At 39.8% G+C, this 16,561-nt stretch carries 21 protein-coding genes; 15 read left to right on the forward strand and 6 right to left on the reverse strand.

Translation table 11 applies throughout. From position 1 onward, the window contains the following. Positions 1-16: 16 nt before the first annotated feature. Positions 17-739 carry a 3-deoxy-D-manno-octulosonic acid kinase gene (locus tag MTN96_RS21390; RefSeq protein ID WP_248532710.1) on the reverse strand — a complete coding sequence of 241 codons (723 nt, stop codon included), beginning with the start codon at positions 737-739 and terminating at the stop codon, positions 17-19. Positions 740-862: 123 nt separating this feature from the next. Here MTN96_RS21390 and MTN96_RS21395 point away from each other — a divergent pair, with 123 nt between their 5' ends. The 6 genes from MTN96_RS21395 (at position 863) to glpG (ending at position 6,130) form a co-directional block, all read left to right on the forward strand. Continuing rightward, on the forward strand, positions 863-1,924 hold the full coding sequence (locus MTN96_RS21395) for a glycosyltransferase family 9 protein (RefSeq protein ID WP_248532711.1): 1,062 nt from the start codon (positions 863-865) through the stop codon (positions 1,922-1,924). Further along, positions 1,921-2,490 carry a D-glycero-beta-D-manno-heptose 1,7-bisphosphate 7-phosphatase gene (gmhB, locus tag MTN96_RS21400; protein WP_248532712.1) on the forward strand — a complete coding sequence of 190 codons (570 nt, stop codon included), beginning with the start codon at positions 1,921-1,923 and terminating at the stop codon, positions 2,488-2,490. Before MTN96_RS21395 ends, gmhB begins: the two co-directional genes overlap by 4 nt. Positions 2,491-2,653: 163 nt before the next feature. Further along, positions 2,654-3,850, forward strand: coding sequence for a glycine C-acetyltransferase (locus tag MTN96_RS21405; RefSeq protein WP_036979809.1), 1,197 nt, complete (start codon positions 2,654-2,656; stop codon positions 3,848-3,850). A 52-nt stretch (positions 3,851-3,902) separates the two neighbouring features. After that, positions 3,903-4,928 (forward strand): L-threonine 3-dehydrogenase, encoded by a 1,026-nt coding sequence (gene tdh / locus MTN96_RS21410; protein WP_013464286.1) that lies wholly within the window; start codon positions 3,903-3,905, stop codon positions 4,926-4,928. 66 nt (positions 4,929-4,994) lie between these two features. Further along, positions 4,995-5,312, forward strand: coding sequence for a thiosulfate sulfurtransferase GlpE (gene glpE, locus MTN96_RS21415; protein WP_138626527.1), 318 nt, complete (start codon positions 4,995-4,997; stop codon positions 5,310-5,312). Next, positions 5,309-6,130 carry a rhomboid family intramembrane serine protease GlpG gene (gene glpG, locus MTN96_RS21420; RefSeq protein WP_138626528.1) on the forward strand — a complete coding sequence of 274 codons (822 nt, stop codon included), beginning with the start codon at positions 5,309-5,311 and terminating at the stop codon, positions 6,128-6,130. Before glpE ends, glpG begins: the two co-directional genes overlap by 4 nt. Here glpG and MTN96_RS21425 read toward each other — a convergent pair. Beyond that, complete coding sequence (locus MTN96_RS21425; protein WP_138626529.1) at positions 6,127-6,525, reverse strand: flagellar basal body-associated protein FliL; 399 nt, start codon at positions 6,523-6,525, stop codon at positions 6,127-6,129. The genes glpG and MTN96_RS21425 overlap by 4 nt on opposite strands. 250 nt (positions 6,526-6,775) lie before the next feature. On the opposite strand from MTN96_RS21425, the gene MTN96_RS21430 reads away from it, so the two are divergent. After that, positions 6,776-7,321, forward strand: coding sequence for a chorismate lyase (locus MTN96_RS21430; RefSeq protein ID WP_036979802.1), 546 nt, complete (start codon positions 6,776-6,778; stop codon positions 7,319-7,321). Continuing rightward, positions 7,318-8,196 carry a 4-hydroxybenzoate octaprenyltransferase gene (gene ubiA, locus MTN96_RS21435; RefSeq protein ID WP_138626530.1) on the forward strand — a complete coding sequence of 293 codons (879 nt, stop codon included), beginning with the start codon at positions 7,318-7,320 and terminating at the stop codon, positions 8,194-8,196. Before MTN96_RS21430 ends, ubiA begins: the two co-directional genes overlap by 4 nt. Here ubiA and MTN96_RS21440 read toward each other — a convergent pair. The 3 genes from MTN96_RS21440 to MTN96_RS21450 all read right to left on the reverse strand — a co-directional run bounded on the left by MTN96_RS21440 (position 8,193) and on the right by MTN96_RS21450 (position 10,480). Continuing rightward, positions 8,193-8,813, reverse strand: coding sequence for a 2OG-Fe(II) oxygenase (locus MTN96_RS21440; RefSeq protein ID WP_069438529.1), 621 nt, complete (start codon positions 8,811-8,813; stop codon positions 8,193-8,195). The two genes, ubiA and MTN96_RS21440, sit on opposite strands and share 4 nt — an antisense overlap. 95 nt (positions 8,814-8,908) lie before the next feature. Next, positions 8,909-9,787, reverse strand: coding sequence for a LysR family transcriptional regulator (locus MTN96_RS21445; protein ID WP_138626531.1), 879 nt, complete (start codon positions 9,785-9,787; stop codon positions 8,909-8,911). Between the two features lie 243 nt (positions 9,788-10,030). Next, positions 10,031-10,480 (reverse strand): DUF2721 domain-containing protein, encoded by a 450-nt coding sequence (locus tag MTN96_RS21450; RefSeq protein ID WP_054201982.1) that lies wholly within the window; start codon positions 10,478-10,480, stop codon positions 10,031-10,033. A 63-nt stretch (positions 10,481-10,543) separates the two neighbouring features. On the opposite strand from MTN96_RS21450, the gene MTN96_RS21455 reads away from it, so the two are divergent. Genes MTN96_RS21455 through tsaD form a run of 3 tightly spaced genes read left to right on the forward strand, consistent with a single transcriptional unit; the run spans position 10,544 to position 12,550 of the window. Beyond that, the gene (locus MTN96_RS21455) at positions 10,544-10,918 is read left to right on the forward strand and encodes a DUF2007 domain-containing protein (protein ID WP_374275697.1); all 375 of its coding nucleotides are present in this window, start codon (positions 10,544-10,546) and stop codon (positions 10,916-10,918) included. Further along, positions 10,902-11,492, forward strand: a complete 591-nt coding sequence (locus tag MTN96_RS21460) for a YjaG family protein (protein WP_036979791.1) — start codon at positions 10,902-10,904, stop codon at positions 11,490-11,492. The genes MTN96_RS21455 and MTN96_RS21460 overlap by 17 nt, the downstream gene beginning before the upstream one ends. Positions 11,493-11,536: 44 nt before the next feature. Further along, a complete protein-coding gene (gene tsaD / locus MTN96_RS21465) occupies positions 11,537-12,550 on the forward strand; it encodes a tRNA (adenosine(37)-N6)-threonylcarbamoyltransferase complex transferase subunit TsaD (protein ID WP_036979790.1) in 1,014 nt (337 codons plus the stop codon). 23 nt (positions 12,551-12,573) lie between these two features. Here the strand turns inward: tsaD and plsY are convergent, their stop codons facing one another. Then, complete coding sequence (plsY, locus tag MTN96_RS21470; protein WP_069438532.1) at positions 12,574-13,179, reverse strand: glycerol-3-phosphate 1-O-acyltransferase PlsY; 606 nt, start codon at positions 13,177-13,179, stop codon at positions 12,574-12,576. Between the two features lie 207 nt (positions 13,180-13,386). On the opposite strand from plsY, the gene folB reads away from it, so the two are divergent. From folB to mpl, 4 genes are all read left to right on the forward strand, one after another. Then, entirely contained in the window at positions 13,387-13,746 is a 360-nt protein-coding gene (folB, locus tag MTN96_RS21475; protein WP_036979785.1) for a dihydroneopterin aldolase, read from the forward strand. Beyond that, positions 13,747-14,235, forward strand: a complete 489-nt coding sequence (gene folK, locus MTN96_RS21480; RefSeq protein ID WP_138626533.1) for a 2-amino-4-hydroxy-6-hydroxymethyldihydropteridine diphosphokinase — start codon at positions 13,747-13,749, stop codon at positions 14,233-14,235. Then, positions 14,232-15,032 carry an undecaprenyl-diphosphate phosphatase gene (locus tag MTN96_RS21485; RefSeq protein ID WP_138626534.1) on the forward strand — a complete coding sequence of 267 codons (801 nt, stop codon included), beginning with the start codon at positions 14,232-14,234 and terminating at the stop codon, positions 15,030-15,032. The genes folK and MTN96_RS21485 overlap by 4 nt, the downstream gene beginning before the upstream one ends. A gap of 173 nt (positions 15,033-15,205) precedes the next feature. Then, positions 15,206-16,561 (forward strand): UDP-N-acetylmuramate:L-alanyl-gamma-D-glutamyl-meso-diaminopimelate ligase, encoded by a 1,356-nt coding sequence (gene mpl / locus MTN96_RS21490; protein ID WP_248532713.1) that lies wholly within the window; start codon positions 15,206-15,208, stop codon positions 16,559-16,561.

The following is a 16,561-nucleotide window of genomic DNA, read 5'->3' on the forward strand; positions in this document are numbered from 1 at the left end:
TGATTTAACAAGTTTTTTAGAATTCGAGCTTTTGGTTGTATTGATTGCGTAATGTTTGCCAGTCGTTTTGCTGCCAATGAAAGTGGCTATTGCGGCTTTGCTCTTTTAAAAAGGAGCGTTGTAAGCGAGACATGTTGCTTTGTTGCCATTTTTTATTGGGCACTTTTATTTCGCCACGGTCAAAGTCGATAATATAAACGTCGCCAGAGTCATCAAATAAAATATTATTAATATTTAAATCAGCGTGATACACCCCTTTATTATGAAACTGGGCAATGGTTTGTGCTACTTTTTTTATCTCAATATCACTTATGGGGCGCTCAATCAGAACATCTAATACACTTTTAGCGCCGCTTACTGCTTCAGTAATAATATCACCTCGGTAAATAAAACCATGTCGGCTCACTTTAGCTGCAATGGGCTTTGGTACATTTAAACCTAACTCTATTAATTGCGTCATTAAGCTAAATTCTTTATAAACACGCGTATGCTCTAGTCCCCAATATAAATATTGGTCACTAAGTAGCTTGCCTATGAGGCCGCCACGCCAATAATGGCGCAATACAGCCGTTAAATCTGCGTGTTTAAAAAACCAAGCAGTTGCACGCCCCTTTTTAGCGCCAACAATTTTTTGCTGTTGCTGCCAGAAGTCGGGGTTAAACCAATCTAACTCTATTTCGGTGCTATATTGAGGATGGCTCAAAATGACATGGTTATTTTTGACGTGTTGATTAAACATAGCTCATAGGATTCGCTTTAATATGTGCACATATTAACGTGTTTTAAGTCTAAGGATAAGTACTTGCAATGACGCGATTATAATTTAAGATCGGGTTTAACTATTTTACTCCCAAGGAAACGTGTGACTTCAGCGCCTACTTACACATCAATTTGTATTTTACGTCTTTCTGCTATTGGTGATGTATGCCATGCAGTGAGTGCGGTACAAGCAATTCAAAAAGCGCATCCAAATGCTAAGATCACTTGGGTGATAGGGAAGGTCGAGGCGATGCTGTTAGCTGACTTACCAGGCGTTGAGCTTGTTGTATTTGATAAAAAACAAGGTAAGGCGGCACTAAAACAGTTAAAGCAAACCTTTAAAGGGCAGTGTTTTGACGTACTGCTTAACATGCAAGTGGCTTTAAGAGCTGGTTTTGTCGCTCGCTGTATTCCTGCCAAAGTTAAAATTGGTTTTGATTGGGCTCGTTCAAAAGAACTGCATAGTTTATTTATTAATAAACGTATTAAAGCCCAATCTCAGGCGCATGTTTTAGAGGGTTTTAAAGGCTTTGCTCAAGCGATTGGTGTTGATGATTATGTCCCTGTTTGGAATATGCCCTACACCGACAAAGATCAAGCTAAAGCTGATGAGCTGTTAGGTGACGATTATTTATCAACTAAGCTATTTGTTATTTCGCCAGCAGCAAGTAAAGCACAGCGTAACTGGTTAGCCGAACGCTATGCTGCGCTTGCGGATTATGCTAATGCGCAAGGTTTTAAAGTGGTGCTAACCGGTGGGCCTACTGAGCTGGAAATTAATTTAGCAAATAACATCATTAAACACTCTGATTCACCCATTCTGAACTTGGTGGGTAAAACAAAACTCAAAGAATTATTGTGCGTACTTAAGCGTGCAGACTTAGTACTGGCACCTGACACAGGCCCAGCTCATATGGCGGTGACCGTGGGCACACCGGTTATTGGCTTATATGCGCATTCAAACCCAGCGCGAACGGGGCCCTATTTATACCAAGATTACGTGGTTGAGGTTTATCACCAAAACTTATTAAAGCAAACTGGTAAAACCGCCGAGCAATTACCTTGGGGCACTCGGGTTAAGGGCGATGATTTAATGAGTCAAATAACTATGGATGCAGTAAAAGAAATGTTTGACCATGTTGTTAAAAAAGAGTCGTTATTATGAATGATAAACACACAAATAAGGCGCTTTTTTTAGACCGCGATGGTGTAGTAAATGTTGATCATGGCTATGTATTTAAAAGCGAAGAGTTTGAATTTATAGAGGGTGTGTTTTCAACGTGTAAAGTATTTTATGACGCGGGCTATAAAATAATTGTTGTAACCAACCAATCAGGTATTGGTCGAGGTTATTACTCAGAAGCTGATTTTTTTGCCCTTAGCACATGGATGAAAGCGCAGTTTAGTCATCATCAAATTGAAATTACTGATGTTTATTTTTGTCCTCATCATCCTAAAAATGCATTACCAGATTATTTAAAAGAGTGCGATTGCAGAAAGCCAGCGCCAGGAATGTTACTGCAAGGAATAAAAGATCATCATATTGACCCTGCACTTAGTGTGATGGTGGGGGACAAACGAGGTGATATGCAAGCTGCTATAAGCGCCAATATACGGACTAAAATATTGGTACGTTCTGGGAAAACAGTTGATGAGCAAGCCGTAAAGTCTGCTGACTATGTTTGTGATTCAATCAAGGAGCTTCCTGTTCTGCTTGCTGGTCTGATTTAGTGCATACCTCATGCCCGTAAACTGGCAGCTTTTCCTGCCAGTTAGCTAATTTACGACGAATGACAAACAGTGCAATTTGGCGCTTAAACTTTTACAATACTCGCATTATAAATAGCAGCAACGTGTCTGCTGTTTAACCCGTTCAACCAAATGGAGATCACAGATGAGAGCATCTGCTTTTTTTAGCCAATTACAACAGCAAATCGAAGACGTTAAAGCGGAAGGTTTGTACAAAAATGAACGTGTTATCACTTCACAGCAGCAAGCTCAAATTGAAGTGGCATCAGGTGATAAGGTTATTAACTTTTGTGCTAACAACTACTTAGGTTTAGCTAATAGCCCAGAGCTAATTGCAGCTGCCCAACAAGGCTTAGATGACCATGGTTTTGGTGTTGCGTCTGTGCGTTTTATTTGTGGTACCCAAGATATTCATAAAACGCTTGAGAAAAAAATCAGTCAATTTTTAGAAACTGAAGACACCATTTTGTATTCATCATGTTTTGATGCGAATACGGGCTTGTTTGAAACTATTCTAGGTGCAGACGATGCGATTATTTCTGATTCATTAAATCATGCTTCTATTATTGATGGTGTACGTTTATGTAAAGCAAAGCGTTTCCGTTATGCAAATAATGATATGGCAGATTTAGAAAAGCAATTAATTGCAGCCGATGAAGCTGGAGCTAAAACTAAACTAATTGCTACTGATGGCGTGTTCTCAATGGATGGCGTTATTTGTAATTTAGAAGCCGTGTGTGATTTAGCCGATAAATATGACGCGCTTGTTATGGTTGATGACTCACATGCCGTTGGTTTTGTTGGCGAAAATGGTAAAGGTACACCTGAGTACTGTAATGTACTCGACCGTGTCGATATTATTACCGGTACCTTAGGTAAAGCGCTTGGTGGAGCTTCTGGTGGTTACACTTCAGGTAAAAAAGAAATTGTTGAGTGGCTTCGTCAGCGTTCACGTCCATACTTATTCTCAAATTCATTGGCGCCTTCAATCGTAACGGCGTCAATCAAAGTGTTAGAAATGCTTGAAAATGGCGGTGAGCTTCGCGCTAAGCTATGGTCAAACGCTAAATACTTCCGCGAGCAGATGGAAGCGGCAGGCTTTACTTGTGCAGGTAAAGATCATGCGATTATTCCTGTGATGCTGGGAGACGCCAAAGTAGCGTCACTTATGGCTGATAAGCTTTTGGCCGAAGGGATTTATGTAACTGGCTTTTCATTCCCTGTTGTACCAAAAGGTCAGGCACGTATTCGTACCCAAATTTCTGCAGCGCATAGCAAGGAACAGCTTGATACAGCCATTGCAGCCTTTACCCGTATTGGTAAAGAGATTGGTGTTATTTAATTTTCTTGTTAAATCGCGGCTAAAGTCGCGATTTTTTAATTGAGTGTGGATTATGAAAGCATTATCAAAGTTAAAAGCAGAGCCGGGCATTTGGATGACAGATGCGCCAAAGCCTGAAGTGGGTCATAACGATCTGTTAATTAAAATTCGTAAAACAGCCATTTGTGGTACCGATGTTCATATTTATAAGTGGGATGAGTGGGCACAAAACACTATTCCTACGCCTATGGTGGTTGGCCACGAATACGTGGGTGAAGTAATTGACATGGGCCAAGAAGTTCGCGGTTTTGAAGTTGGCGACCGTGTTTCGGGTGAAGGTCATATAACCTGTGGTCATTGTCGTAACTGTCGTGCTGGACGCGTTCACTTATGCCGTAATACAACCGGTGTGGGTGTTAATCGCGAAGGTGCATTTGCTGAGTACTTAGTGATCCCAGCATTTAATGCATTTAAAATTCCAGATAACATTAGCGATGAACTTGCCTCTATTTTTGACCCGTTTGGTAATGCAGTACACACGGCTTTATCGTTTGATTTAGTGGGTGAAGATGTATTAATCACCGGTGCAGGCCCTATTGGTATTATGGCTGCAGCTGTAGCTAAACATGTAGGTGCACGTCATGTGGTTATTACCGACGTAAATGAATACCGCCTAGACTTAGCGCGTAAAATGGGCGCAACGCGTGCTGTAAACGTTGCAAATGAAAAGCTTGAAGATGTAGCTAAAGATCTAGGTATGACCGAAGGCTTTGATATTGGCTTAGAGATGTCAGGTGTTCCTAGTGCATTTAATGCCATGTTAAATAACATGAATCATGGCGGCAAAATTGCCATGTTAGGTATTCCACCTTCAGATATGGCGGTCGATTGGAATCAAGTAATTTTTAAAGGCTTAGTGATCAAAGGTATTTACGGTCGTGAGATGTTTGAAACTTGGTACAAAATGGCCAGCTTGATTCAATCAGGACTTGATTTAAAACCAATTATTACTCATCAGTATTCAATTGATGACTTCCAAGCTGGCTTTGATATGATGATTTCAGGCCAATCGGGTAAAGTAATTCTTAACTGGGATTAATTATCCCCTTGTTAAGAGAATTAAAGGCGGCATTTGTCGCCTTTTTTGTAATTATAAGAGAGTACTATGGCATTTAAACATATATCAATCGCACAAACCCTCAAACTACTAGACAAAGAGGATGTAGTGATTGCCGATATTCGCGATCCTAATTCGTATCAGGCAGGGCACATTCCAGGTTCTGAAGCACTTTCAAATGCAAATATCGCCCAATTTATGATGGAAAAAGAGTTTGACCAGCCGATTATTATTGTTTGTTATCACGGCATGAGTTCACAAGGTGCTGCCAGCTACTTAGTAGAGCAAGGCTTTGAAGATGTTTACAGCATGGATGGTGGTTTTACTGCATGGGAAGCCGCTTACAAGGATAAAGTAGCACGATGATAGAGCTAGGCAGTCTAACTAACCCCCGTGCTGCACAGGGCTTTATAGATTACCTAAAAAGCCAAGGGCTTTCAGGGCAAATTCGTACTGAGGATGGCCATACGCTTGTTATTAGTGTGGCACCTGAAGACTTTCATGCAGTGCAGCCTTTATGGAACGAATTTGCTAAAAACCCTAATCATGAACGTTATCAACAAGCATCATGGCAAGTAGGTACTACGCAGTCACCGTTAAAGTATCAAGGGCAGTCGCTTAATTTAGTTGCCCGTTTTAAAGCCTTAAGCTGGCTTAATCAAGGTATTAGTATTCTCAGTATCGTTGTTTATGTTGCCTTTTTATTTGGTGCGTTTGAGCCTATTTATATGGCGTTGCAGTTCAATCCTGCGTCACCACTTACCTGGTTAACACCTGCTATTGTGCATTTTAGCGCTATGCATATTGTGTTTAACTTAATCTGGTGGGTATCGCTGGGTGATAACATTGAAAAGCAATGTGGTAAATCGAGTCTAATCGGACTTTTTTTAGTTACCGCTTTAATAAGTAATTGGGCACAGTACTTAATGGTCGGTCCTAACTTTGGTGGGCTTAGCGGTGTTGTATATGGGTTGTTAGGCTTTTGTTGGATTTACAGCACCCTTAACCCTAAACAGCCTGCACTGGTTACAACCGCAATTGTTGGATTTATGCTGGTATGGTTAGTACTTGGTTTTGCAGATGTATTATTTGTTGGAATGGCTAATTGGGCACACTTAGGTGGGCTCGTTAGCGGTATGGCTTTTGCCTATACCGCTCAGCTTTTTAAAACAAAAAGTGCCTAATGATATAAATATTTAGTAAATAACAGGTCTCGGATTATTTCTTGGCCTGTTTCTTCCTTAAGTAAGCTTTTTAGTTTTTCTGCGCTTTTAAGGCGTATTTGCTCGCGTCCTGTTAAAGACTTTATTTTGTTTTCATGCTCTTTAGATAATATCTCAACTAACGCATCACGAAGTAACGGCGTGTGGTGTTCCACGATTGCAATATCTGATGTTTTATTTAGCATTAAATCTACCGTGACGCGAACGTAACCCATTTTTTTACTCGATGGACCAATGTAATTAGTAATAATGTCTGGCTCAAACCCAAAATAACCCACAGTAGACTCAGCACGTGCTGATAAGCTAGTTAGGCTGACTAAAAGAATAAAAAGGCCTGTAAATACTGTTTTTTTCATTTCAAAAGCGTTTCCGTAAACTGGTTACAAATAGTTTATACTTATTAATAAATAAGATACAGCAAGATGCTGTTATTTGTTGAGCTATGTAAAGGCCCTCTATACTCAAGTTTGGGATAGGCAATAGCGAGAGTCAAATGTTGATTAGCTTTTTATAATAACAGGGTGTGCTTGGTAGTAAGTAAATCGCGCTTTTTCAAATCTCTTAGCAATGTTATGATCTTGCTGATTTTTATCAAGTAGAGCTATTGTGATTACGTTTCCTCTTTCTTTATCTGCTGATTGGCAGAGTACCGCTCAAGTCAGTGGCTTATCTAGCGCTGAGCAAGAGTGGTTATTTGAACCGCATTCTTTAACGGCTAAATTAAAAAGCCAGTCTCAGCGTTTTGCTGTAAAAGTGTTGAGTGAGCAAAAAGTTAACCTCTCGCAACCTCAGCAAGCTTTATTAAGTAATGAGGTGAACACTGTACTTAACCGTGAAGTTTTATTGTTGTGTGATGACAAACCGGTTGTATATGCTCAAAGCTGGTTGCCAATATCAAACAACAATACAAATAATCAGCTGCATAATATGGGTGAACGTCCGTTGGGTGATGTTATATTTCAAGACCCTGCGTTAAAGCGTACTGATATTGAAATTGCTCGCTTTGATGATAACCACTCATTGCAATCACTGGTGAGCGAACTTAATTTACCCATACACATATTATTAGGGCGACGAAGCGTGTTCTCTTTGCATGACTACAAATTTTTAGTTTGTGAAGTTTTTTTACCAGGAGCCTATTTATACTCATGAAACTAGCCCCTTTATCGGTAAACCATGTACCGTATTACGTTCAGTTAATGCGAATAGATAAGCCCATAGGCACCTTATTATTACTTTGGCCAACTTATTGGGCGCTGTGGATAGCAAATGAGGGGATACCAAGCCTAACAAACTTCATTGTGTTTACCCTTGGGGTAATAGTTATGCGCAGCGCAGGATGCGTTATCAATGATTTTGCTGACAGAAAAATAGATGGCTCAGTAAAACGAACCTGTCAGCGCCCTTTAGCAACTGGGGCTGTGAGTAGTGGGGAAGCAATTAGTTTGTTTTTGCTGCTGGTTAGCATCGCTTTTATTTTAGTAATAATGCTAAATACCAATACTATCTTGTTATCGTTTGGGGCGCTTGGGCTCGCGTTTTGTTATCCCTTTATGAAACGTTACACACAACTTCCACAGGTTGTATTAGGGGCTGCTTTTGGTTGGGCAATTCCTATGGCATTTATGGCATCAACAAACTCGTTGCCTGTGCAGGCATGGCTGCTATTTATTGCCAATATTTGCTGGACGGTGGCTTACGACACTATGTACGCCATGGTTGATAGAGATGATGATTTAAAAATAGGAGTAAAATCAACCGCTATTTTATTCGCCAGTTATGACCGCCATATTATTGGGTTGCTTAACATTATATTCTTAGTATTAATGACATTGATCGGCTTTATTAACCAAGTTGGAGCAAGCTTTTGGCTAGGGTTAGCGGTTGCTGCGGCTTTATTATTGTATCAACAGCGTTTGATTCATTTACGTCAACGAGATGCCTGTTTTAAAGCGTTTTTGAATAATCATTATGTGGGACTTACTGTATTTATAGGCTTATTATTTTCTTACCCCGTTTTTTCTTAACGGGGTGGGTCGATAATACCACTAATTGACGCATTTTTTCTGAACCAACCAGCAATCGAATAGCGGTTATCAAAAGCCGGAAGTACTTCATGCACAAAGCGTTCGCTTTCAAATAATACCAAAGTGCCTGCCGTGGGTTTTATAACCACTTCTATTTCTTTACTTTTAGGCTTGTAAATAACCAGCTCCCCGCCTTTCTTAGGAGAGTTTAAGTACAATACGGTGGTAAAAACTCGATTTGAACGACCTTTGAACGCATCTACATGTTTTTTGTAAAAATCACCCTGCGTATACTTTGCATAGTGACACTCATAATCAAACAAGCCCATGAAAAAGTTACGATTAAGGGTAGTGCGAACAGCTTCCATTATTTGTTGATAGCTAAGCTGTGCATTTGAGCTGCCATCAAACCAGTAGGTTTTATCTTTACGAACGGAGTCATCAATTTGTAAATTGTTTAATCGTCCAATACCGGCAAGGCTAAAGTGAGGATTTATTCTATAGCAATCAGCCATCAACTCGGATATTAAGTCACTATCAATGGCGTTTTCAATAATGGCATAGCCATGCGTTTCAATGTGCTCTAGGTAAATTTCAGCAGCTGTAAAGTTTTTCATTAACGCTAGTCATAATATAAGGGAGCGTTAGTGTAGTGAAAAAAAACTTTAATGCCACTAATTTATAGTTGTTATAAAACGCATGGAGTCATTTTTTATGCTCTAGAAACTTTCTTAATTAGCGAGAGTAGGTGGTCAACATGCTCACCTGCCTCTATCTGCTGGCTTGTTTGCACCACAAGTTGTTCATGGCTAATATCGTTATTCGTTTTAAGCTGGATTAAGTTATGGTTTTCTGCCACAGAGCTGGTGTGTTCAATACCGGCAATGGCAAAATGATCTGACTTTTCAAGTCCAGCCATTACCTGAGCAATACTACCTACTTTAATCGTTGAAGCTTTATTTAGCGAGTCTATTACTTCATTAAGCATTGATTGCACTTGTTTTGACTGTGAAAAACAACTGAACATTGGATAGCTTTCGAGCTCTTTTTTACTAATATCGCTTTTATTTGCTAAAGGATGTTGTTTTGAACAAAATAAAATAAGCTGATCAGGTAATTGTATGTCGCTACCAATACTATTGACTATTTGCGAGCATACACTAATGTCTATTTCACCTTGAAGTAACTTTCTATGAAGCTCAGTTTTATTTTGTAGCTGCATTTCGATTTTAATGTGAGGATATTGGCTTAAAAATTCACCGCAGGTAATTGGTACTATGCTGCTGGTTGTTGTGGTGTAACCAATAACTAACTTTTTCTCTTCAGTGCCATTAATTGACTGAAAAGCGCGATGCTTTATTTGCTCTAGCTCATTGAGGGTATTTTTTGCAAAGTCGAGGAAAAGTTCGCCTGCTTGAGTTAATTTAACCGAGCGAGTAGAGCGGGTAACAAGTTCGTAGCCAAGCTCTGTTTCAAGAGTTTGAATACTACGAGTTAACGCAGATGTGCTAATTTGGGTTTGTTCTGCAGCTTGCCTAAAATGACGAAGTAGGCCAAGCGCTACAAACTGTTCTAATTGTTCAAATCTCACTATACAGTCCTTTTTTATAGGTAAGCTAGGGGAATTGCAGATTAAATACTGACTTTATATCCCTACAGATCAGTTGAAATAATGTTTTTAACCACCTCCTTAGATTAACTTTCTTTTCATCGTATTTAAAGAGAATAGTTGCTAAAAGTTGTTATACCTTTGGGTAATGTTAAATAACTGTAGGGTTTTATTATTGACCAAGTTTATGCAATTTTATAACAACTTTACTAAAGTCTCGATTGGTTAATTGCTGTTTTTGCTTTTAGGGTTAGGCTCAATAAAGTTTTTACTAACTCGGTTACTTAAAGGCTTATTTTCAATGTTTTGTAATTCAATTTCTATGGCATCACAAGAAATATGAATTTCAAATAATGAAGTAAGCAAAGATAAGCTCAAGCAGCTTAAACTGACCCCAAATAAAATAATACCCGTGGTATTAAATTCTATAAATAATGCAAACATAGATAGCGTACATAATAAAAAAGCAGCCACTCCGTATACTTGCATGGTCCTTATTAGTTTTATTCGCTTTCTAAGGTTGGTTATTTGCGCCACCACAACAGGACGAATAGACTCACCTTCACGGGCATTCAGTTCTCGTATTAGTTGCGCTAGCACTAAAAATCGGTTTGTATAGGCGAGTAACAACAACGAGATTGCTGGAAAAAGTAAACCTGGGGTAGTTAGCGTCATAATGTGTCCTTAAATCATATTATTTGCTTTAGGTTACGCAGGCAAATTGTACACATAAAGTAAATGAGGTGGATATTGCAAAATATTAATAATAGCGATTCAAATATAACATCATTTGATTGGGTTACGCTTTATAACGCAGAAAATAGTTTAGAGGCCAATATAATAAAAGGACTGATTCTTAATGCGGGAATTGAGTGTCAAATTAAAGGTGAAATGCTGCAGGGTGCTATTGGCGAGATCCCGTTTGAGCAAACACAAGTAAGTGTGCAGGTTTATGCGATAAAAGAGCGCCATGCACGTGAAATATTGGTAAACTATCAGCAAGTAAAACAATCCGCTCCAGATTGGGTGTGCCCTAACTGTAATGAGCATAATGGATCAACATTTGATTTTTGTTGGTCATGTGGGACTTTAAAGAATGACAAAAGCGAATAATTTTCAGCGTATTAGAGAATTAAATTACCTACAAAAAGCGGTATTGGCCAGTGCGTTAATAGAGCGTATGTTGCCTAATTATGGGCTATTTAGTGAGGCTACCGGCTTTGGCGATGAGGTTATTTTACGCAATGCTTTAAATGTATGTTGGGAAAAAATACTCTTTCCTAAAAGTAAAATTGACTTAGAAAAGCAAGTTGAAAAAATAGAGCCTAATGTACCTGAACTTGCTGATTTTGATATGTTTGGTACTTACCCTGCCATTGACGCTGCAACTTCATTATTGAGCTTAATGCATGGCCTTTTAGCACAAGATGAGCAAGAGTTTGTTAATGTGAGTAAAATATCGCAGGCTACTGTGGCTCGCTTTATTGAGTATCAAATGACGGTTGAAGGGGATGTTGCTGATAATAAAGCAGTGCGTGAACACCCACTAATGCAATACGAAATAGAGGTATTAGGTGAACTAATTGATTTTGTAGAGGCAATGGGGCGTATTACTGCTGAAAATGTAAAAGCATTGAAAAAGCATGTCCTTGCTGATGGCCAAACTAACATTGGTTTAGCACTTTAAGTTATTTGTTTTAAACACCTTGTTAGGTGGCAGGAGAATCAACAATGCGAATTTTAGGCATTGAATCATCATGCGATGAAACTGGTATTGCTATTTATGATGACGAAAAAGGGCTGCTAGCCCATCAATTATATAGCCAAGTAAAAGTACATGCAGACTATGGTGGTGTAGTACCTGAGCTTGCATCTCGCGATCATGTACGTAAAACATTGCCGCTTATTGATGCGGCATTTGCACAAGCGGGTTGTGGACCTGAAGATTTAGACGGTATTGCCTACACGGCAGGGCCAGGTTTAGTAGGGGCTTTGTTAGTAGGTACCTCAATTGGTCGATCTTTAGCGTATGGCTGGGATATCCCAGCGGTTGCAGTGCACCATATGGAAGGGCATTTATTAGCGCCAATGCTTGAGGAAAACGTCCCCGAGTTTCCATTTATTGCCTTACTGGTTTCTGGCGGTCATACCATGATGGTAAAAGTTGCTGGTATTGGTCAATACGAAGTATTGGGTGAGTCGGTAGATGATGCTGCAGGTGAAGCATTTGATAAAACGGCTAAATTACTTGGGCTTGATTACCCTGGCGGTCCTCGTTTAGCTAAAATGGCTGAACAGGGTGTTGCTAAGCGGTTTGTTTTTCCGCGTCCGATGACAGACAAACCTGGCTTGGATTTTAGCTTTAGTGGCCTAAAAACCGCCGCTTCAATTGCTATTCGTGAAAACGACAGTGACGAGCAAACTAAAGCAGATATTGCTCATGCATTTCAAACAGCCGTTATAGATACTTTAGTAATTAAGTGTAAGCGCGCATTAAAACAAACCGGTATTAAGCGCTTAGTAATAGCCGGTGGTGTAAGTGCTAATACGCAACTACGTTTGCAACTAGAGCGTGTGATGCAAGGTATGAAGGGCGAAGTGTATTACCCTCGTACTGAGTTTTGTACTGACAATGGTGCAATGATTGCTTATGCTGGTATGCAGCGTTTAAAAGCAGGGCAGTTTGCTTCGCTTGATATGAAAACTAAACCGCGCTGGCCAATCGATAGCCTAGAAGCAATATAGTTAACCAGAACTTAGGTTATTTATTACTTCTTATCATCTGTAGGGGCTTGTTTAGTTCCTACTTTTGGTTCTTCCCCCTTAAATAAACGCACAATATTAGTGCGATGCCTAATAATGATCAGTAGCGTAATAAAGGTTACCGGTAAGGTATATAACGGTTTTATCCACCATGTGTATAAAGGGGCTAGCGTAACGGCCACTAACGCGGCAAGTGATGAGTAACGAGTAATTGCGACAATCAGCAACCAAGTACCAATCAATAACCCTCCTAAAGAAAGCCCTATCGGTAGTAACGAGCCAAATGCAGTTGCAACCGCCTTACCGCCCTTAAAACTAAAGAATAACGGGTACATGTGCCCTAAGCATGCTGCAACGGCGATTAAACCAAGCTCTAATGGCTCAAGTTTTAAAAAATAAGCGCCCCAAACAGGGATTGTGCCCTTTAAAATATCGAAGACTAAAACTAAGCATGCAGGAAGTGACCCGCCTGAGCGGTAAACATTGGTTGCCCCTGGATTATTGGAGCCATGCGTGCGTGGATCGGGGAGTTTGAATAGCCGCGACACTAAAATGGCCGATGAAATCGAGCCGAGCAAATAGGCTAAAACAAACATTAAAATGACTAACACGCGCTTCCTTATTTTTTAATCATTACTTTTAAGCTATTATTGGCGTCAAAATTTACGGGCTTCTTAAATTACTCGCAATTTTGTAATTATTCTATTGTAGAAGTAATTTTAGTATATTTAAACACTGATTAAAGTATATACAGTATTAATTTGATTGATACAATATGTAATTAACTCAGTGACTTGTTACAGTCATTTGGAGTATCAATGGACAAGGTATTTATATCACAATTGCATGTCGAAACGATTATCGGGGTGTATGATTTTGAAAAGAAAAGTAAACAAAGCCTGTACTTTGATATTGAAATGCTAAGCGACATCAAGCCCGCAGCGCAAAACGACGATATTAACTTGGCACTGGATTACGCTAAGGTAAGTGAGCGTGTTATCGAACACAGTACGGCTAAACCGGTAGAGCTTTTAGAAACACTGGTAGAGCAATTAGCGCAAATCATTTTAACCGAATTTAATACCCCGCAAGTGACAATAAAAGTAAGTAAGCCCGCTGCAGTTGCACAAGCGCAAACCGTCGGTGTAGAAATAACGCGTAACAAGGCTATTGCTTAAATGGCGCAAATATTTATTAGTTTAGGGTCAAATATTAATAAAGCAGAGCATATCAGGCGTGCTTTAGTGGCGTTAAATAAACACTTTAAAAATCCCCAACATTCTTCGGTATTTGAAAGTGAAGCGGTGGGTTTTGCCGGTAATAACTTTTACAACTCCGTACTTGCTGCCACTACCGATATGGCGCTTGAAGATGTGTGTGCGTTATTAAAACAAATAGAGCGCGATAATGGTCGCAAAGCAAATGATAAAAAATTTAGCCCGCGCACCTTGGATCTCGATTTACTCTTTTACGATGATGTCATTTGCGAGAGCCCAGCTCAACTACCACGTAACGAAATTACCAAAAATGCCTTTGTATTACAGCCTTTAGCAGAGGTAGCTCCTGATTTTTATCATCCGGTAGCAAAACAAACGATTGCCCAAATATGGAATGCATATAACAACCCTCAACAAAAACTATGGAAGGTGGAGTTTACTAACCCATGAGTATTATAGAAATAATTGTTTTAGCCTTGATACAAGGATTTACAGAGTTTTTACCTATTTCAAGTTCAGCCCACTTAATTCTTCCTTCACAAATCTTAGGTTGGCAAGATCAAGGTTTAGCCTTTGATGTCGCAGTGCACGTTGGCACTTTAATCGCTGTTGTCATTTATTTTAGAAAAGAAGTTGTCGATATATTGAGTGCGTGGTTTAAATCATTTGGCCAACAAGGTGCAACAGATGACAGCAAACTAGGCTGGTGGATTATACTGGGCACTGTACCTGCAGCGTTATTAGGCTTATTACTAAAAGATGTTGTTGAGCTGTACCTGCGCAGTGCCTGGGTTATAGCTGCTACGACTATTATTTTTGGTTTATTACTTTGGTACGCTGATGCCAAAGGTAAGCAAATGAAAACAATTTACCAGCTTAACTGGAAAACAGCGTTGCTTATTGGCTTTGCTCAAGCGGTGGCTATGATCCCAGGAACGTCTCGCTCAGGCATTACCATGACAGCGGGCTTATTGCTGGGCATGAATAAACAAAGCGCTGCGCGCTTTTCGTTTTTACTCGCAATCCCTATTATTTCTATGATGGGTCTTTACTACACAATAGAGTTGGCTTTAGGCGACCATGTAGTTGATTGGAACACTTTAATTTTAGGTGTCGTCCTTTCATTTTTATCAGCGTACGCTTGTATATTCATGTTCTTAAAAGTGATTGAACGAATGGGTATGCTGCCGTTTGTAATTTACAGACTTTTACTTGGTGTTGGCTTAATTGTATTTTTGACGCTGTAATTTAGCTTATTACCAGCAAGCCCTCCTACTTAGGTAGGAGGGCTTTTTTATTTTTTAGCGCTGTTTTAGCATCAATGAATTGACGAGACGCACATAGTCATCAAGCCTAAAATTTGGCATTATAACGCCATTAAACTTCACAGACGTGCGAAGTACCAAAGGATTAAAAAGTTATGCATATTCATATATTAGGCATTTGCGGCACCTTTATGGGCGGTATTGCGGCCATTGCTAAATCGCTTGGTCATAAAGTGACAGGCTCAGATCAAAATGTTTACCCACCGATGAGCACTCAACTTGAACAGTTAGGCATTGAGCTAACCCAAGGTTACGACATAAAACAGTTAGAGCCTACGCCTGATATGGTGGTTATTGGTAATGCTATGAGCCGTGGTAACCCGTGTGTTGAATATGTACTCGATAAGAGCCTGCCTTATACTTCAGGACCTGAGTGGCTAAAACATAACTTATTACAAGACTCTTGGGTACTCGCTGTAGCAGGTACTCATGGAAAAACGACCACAGCAAGTATGCTTGCATGGATATTAGAATATGCGGGCTTAAAGCCAGGGTTTTTAATTGGTGGTATTGTGCAAAATTTTGGCCTGTCTGCTCGAGTCGGTGAAACGCCATTTTTTGTAATAGAAGCCGATGAATACGACACTGCATTTTTTGATAAACGCAGTAAGTTTGTTCATTACCTGCCGCGTACACTGATTTTAAATAATTTAGAATTTGATCATGCTGATATTTTTGAAGATTTAAATGCGATTAAAAAACAATTTCACCATTTGATACGTACACTACCGCAAAGCGGGAAAGTATTGTGGCCAAAAGATGATGAGGCTCTGAGCGATGTTATAGCAAAAGGGCTGTGGAGCGAGAGCGAAACATTAGGCAATGATTGGGATTATCAGCTACTTAAAGCGGATGGTTCTCAATTTAATGTGTTATTAAACACTCAGCTGCAAGGTGTAGTTAACTGGCAGGCAATTGGTGAGCATAACGTTAAAAATGCCATGATGGCCATTGCAGCAGCGCGCCATGTAGGAATTGCTATTGAGCACAGTATTGCGGCTTTAGGCGAATTTATCAGCCCAAAAAGGCGTATGGAGCTTAAAGCGGATATAAATAACATTAAAGTGTATGATGATTTTGCCCATCATCCTACCGCGATACAAACAACGCTTGCGGGGCTGCGCGCCAAAGTGGGCAATGACAAAATTATTGCGATTTTAGAGCCGCGTTCTAACACCATGAAAATGGGAGTTCATCAATTTACATTGCTAGACTCATTACGCGATGCGGATGAGGTGCTACTGTTTGAACCAGAAAACTTAAGCTGGTCGCTCAAGGAGCAAGCAGAAAAAGCCGGTATGCAGTGTTTTGATTCTACAATCGCCATTATCGAAACAGTGCTTGAAAGTATTGAGCCAAATCAACATGTTTTAATTATGAGTAATGGTGGTTTTAATGGCCTTCATCAACAACTTGTTGATGGCTTGGCCAATAAATACAGCGGAGAATAA

The sequence above is a fragment of the Pseudoalteromonas sp. 2CM28B genome, assembly GCF_023161935.1.

Excerpts from the sequence above, each read along its gene's own strand:
- MTN96_RS21390 (WP_248532710.1), bottom strand. The coding sequence starts at position 739 with ATGTTTAATCAACACGTCAAAAATAACCATGTCATTTTGAGCCATCCT.
- gmhB (WP_248532712.1), top strand. The coding sequence starts at position 1,921 with ATGAATGATAAACACACAAATAAGGCGCTTTTTTTAGACCGCGATGGT.
- MTN96_RS21405 (WP_036979809.1), top strand. The coding sequence starts at position 2,654 with ATGAGAGCATCTGCTTTTTTTAGCCAATTACAACAGCAAATCGAAGAC.
- tdh (WP_013464286.1), top strand. The coding sequence starts at position 3,903 with ATGAAAGCATTATCAAAGTTAAAAGCAGAGCCGGGCATTTGGATGACA.
- glpE (WP_138626527.1), top strand. The coding sequence starts at position 4,995 with ATGGCATTTAAACATATATCAATCGCACAAACCCTCAAACTACTAGAC.
- glpG (WP_138626528.1), top strand. The coding sequence starts at position 5,309 with ATGATAGAGCTAGGCAGTCTAACTAACCCCCGTGCTGCACAGGGCTTT.
- MTN96_RS21425 (WP_138626529.1), bottom strand. The coding sequence starts at position 6,525 with ATGAAAAAAACAGTATTTACAGGCCTTTTTATTCTTTTAGTCAGCCTA.
- ubiA (WP_138626530.1), top strand. The coding sequence starts at position 7,318 with ATGAAACTAGCCCCTTTATCGGTAAACCATGTACCGTATTACGTTCAG.
- MTN96_RS21440 (WP_069438529.1), bottom strand. The coding sequence starts at position 8,813 with ATGAAAAACTTTACAGCTGCTGAAATTTACCTAGAGCACATTGAAACG.
- MTN96_RS21450 (WP_054201982.1), bottom strand. The coding sequence starts at position 10,480 with ATGACGCTAACTACCCCAGGTTTACTTTTTCCAGCAATCTCGTTGTTG.
- MTN96_RS21455 (WP_374275697.1), top strand. The coding sequence starts at position 10,544 with ATGAGGTGGATATTGCAAAATATTAATAATAGCGATTCAAATATAACA.
- MTN96_RS21460 (WP_036979791.1), top strand. The coding sequence starts at position 10,902 with ATGACAAAAGCGAATAATTTTCAGCGTATTAGAGAATTAAATTACCTA.
- tsaD (WP_036979790.1), top strand. The coding sequence starts at position 11,537 with ATGCGAATTTTAGGCATTGAATCATCATGCGATGAAACTGGTATTGCT.
- folB (WP_036979785.1), top strand. The coding sequence starts at position 13,387 with ATGGACAAGGTATTTATATCACAATTGCATGTCGAAACGATTATCGGG.
- folK (WP_138626533.1), top strand. The coding sequence starts at position 13,747 with ATGGCGCAAATATTTATTAGTTTAGGGTCAAATATTAATAAAGCAGAG.
- MTN96_RS21485 (WP_138626534.1), top strand. The coding sequence starts at position 14,232 with ATGAGTATTATAGAAATAATTGTTTTAGCCTTGATACAAGGATTTACA.
- mpl (WP_248532713.1), top strand. The coding sequence starts at position 15,206 with ATGCATATTCATATATTAGGCATTTGCGGCACCTTTATGGGCGGTATT.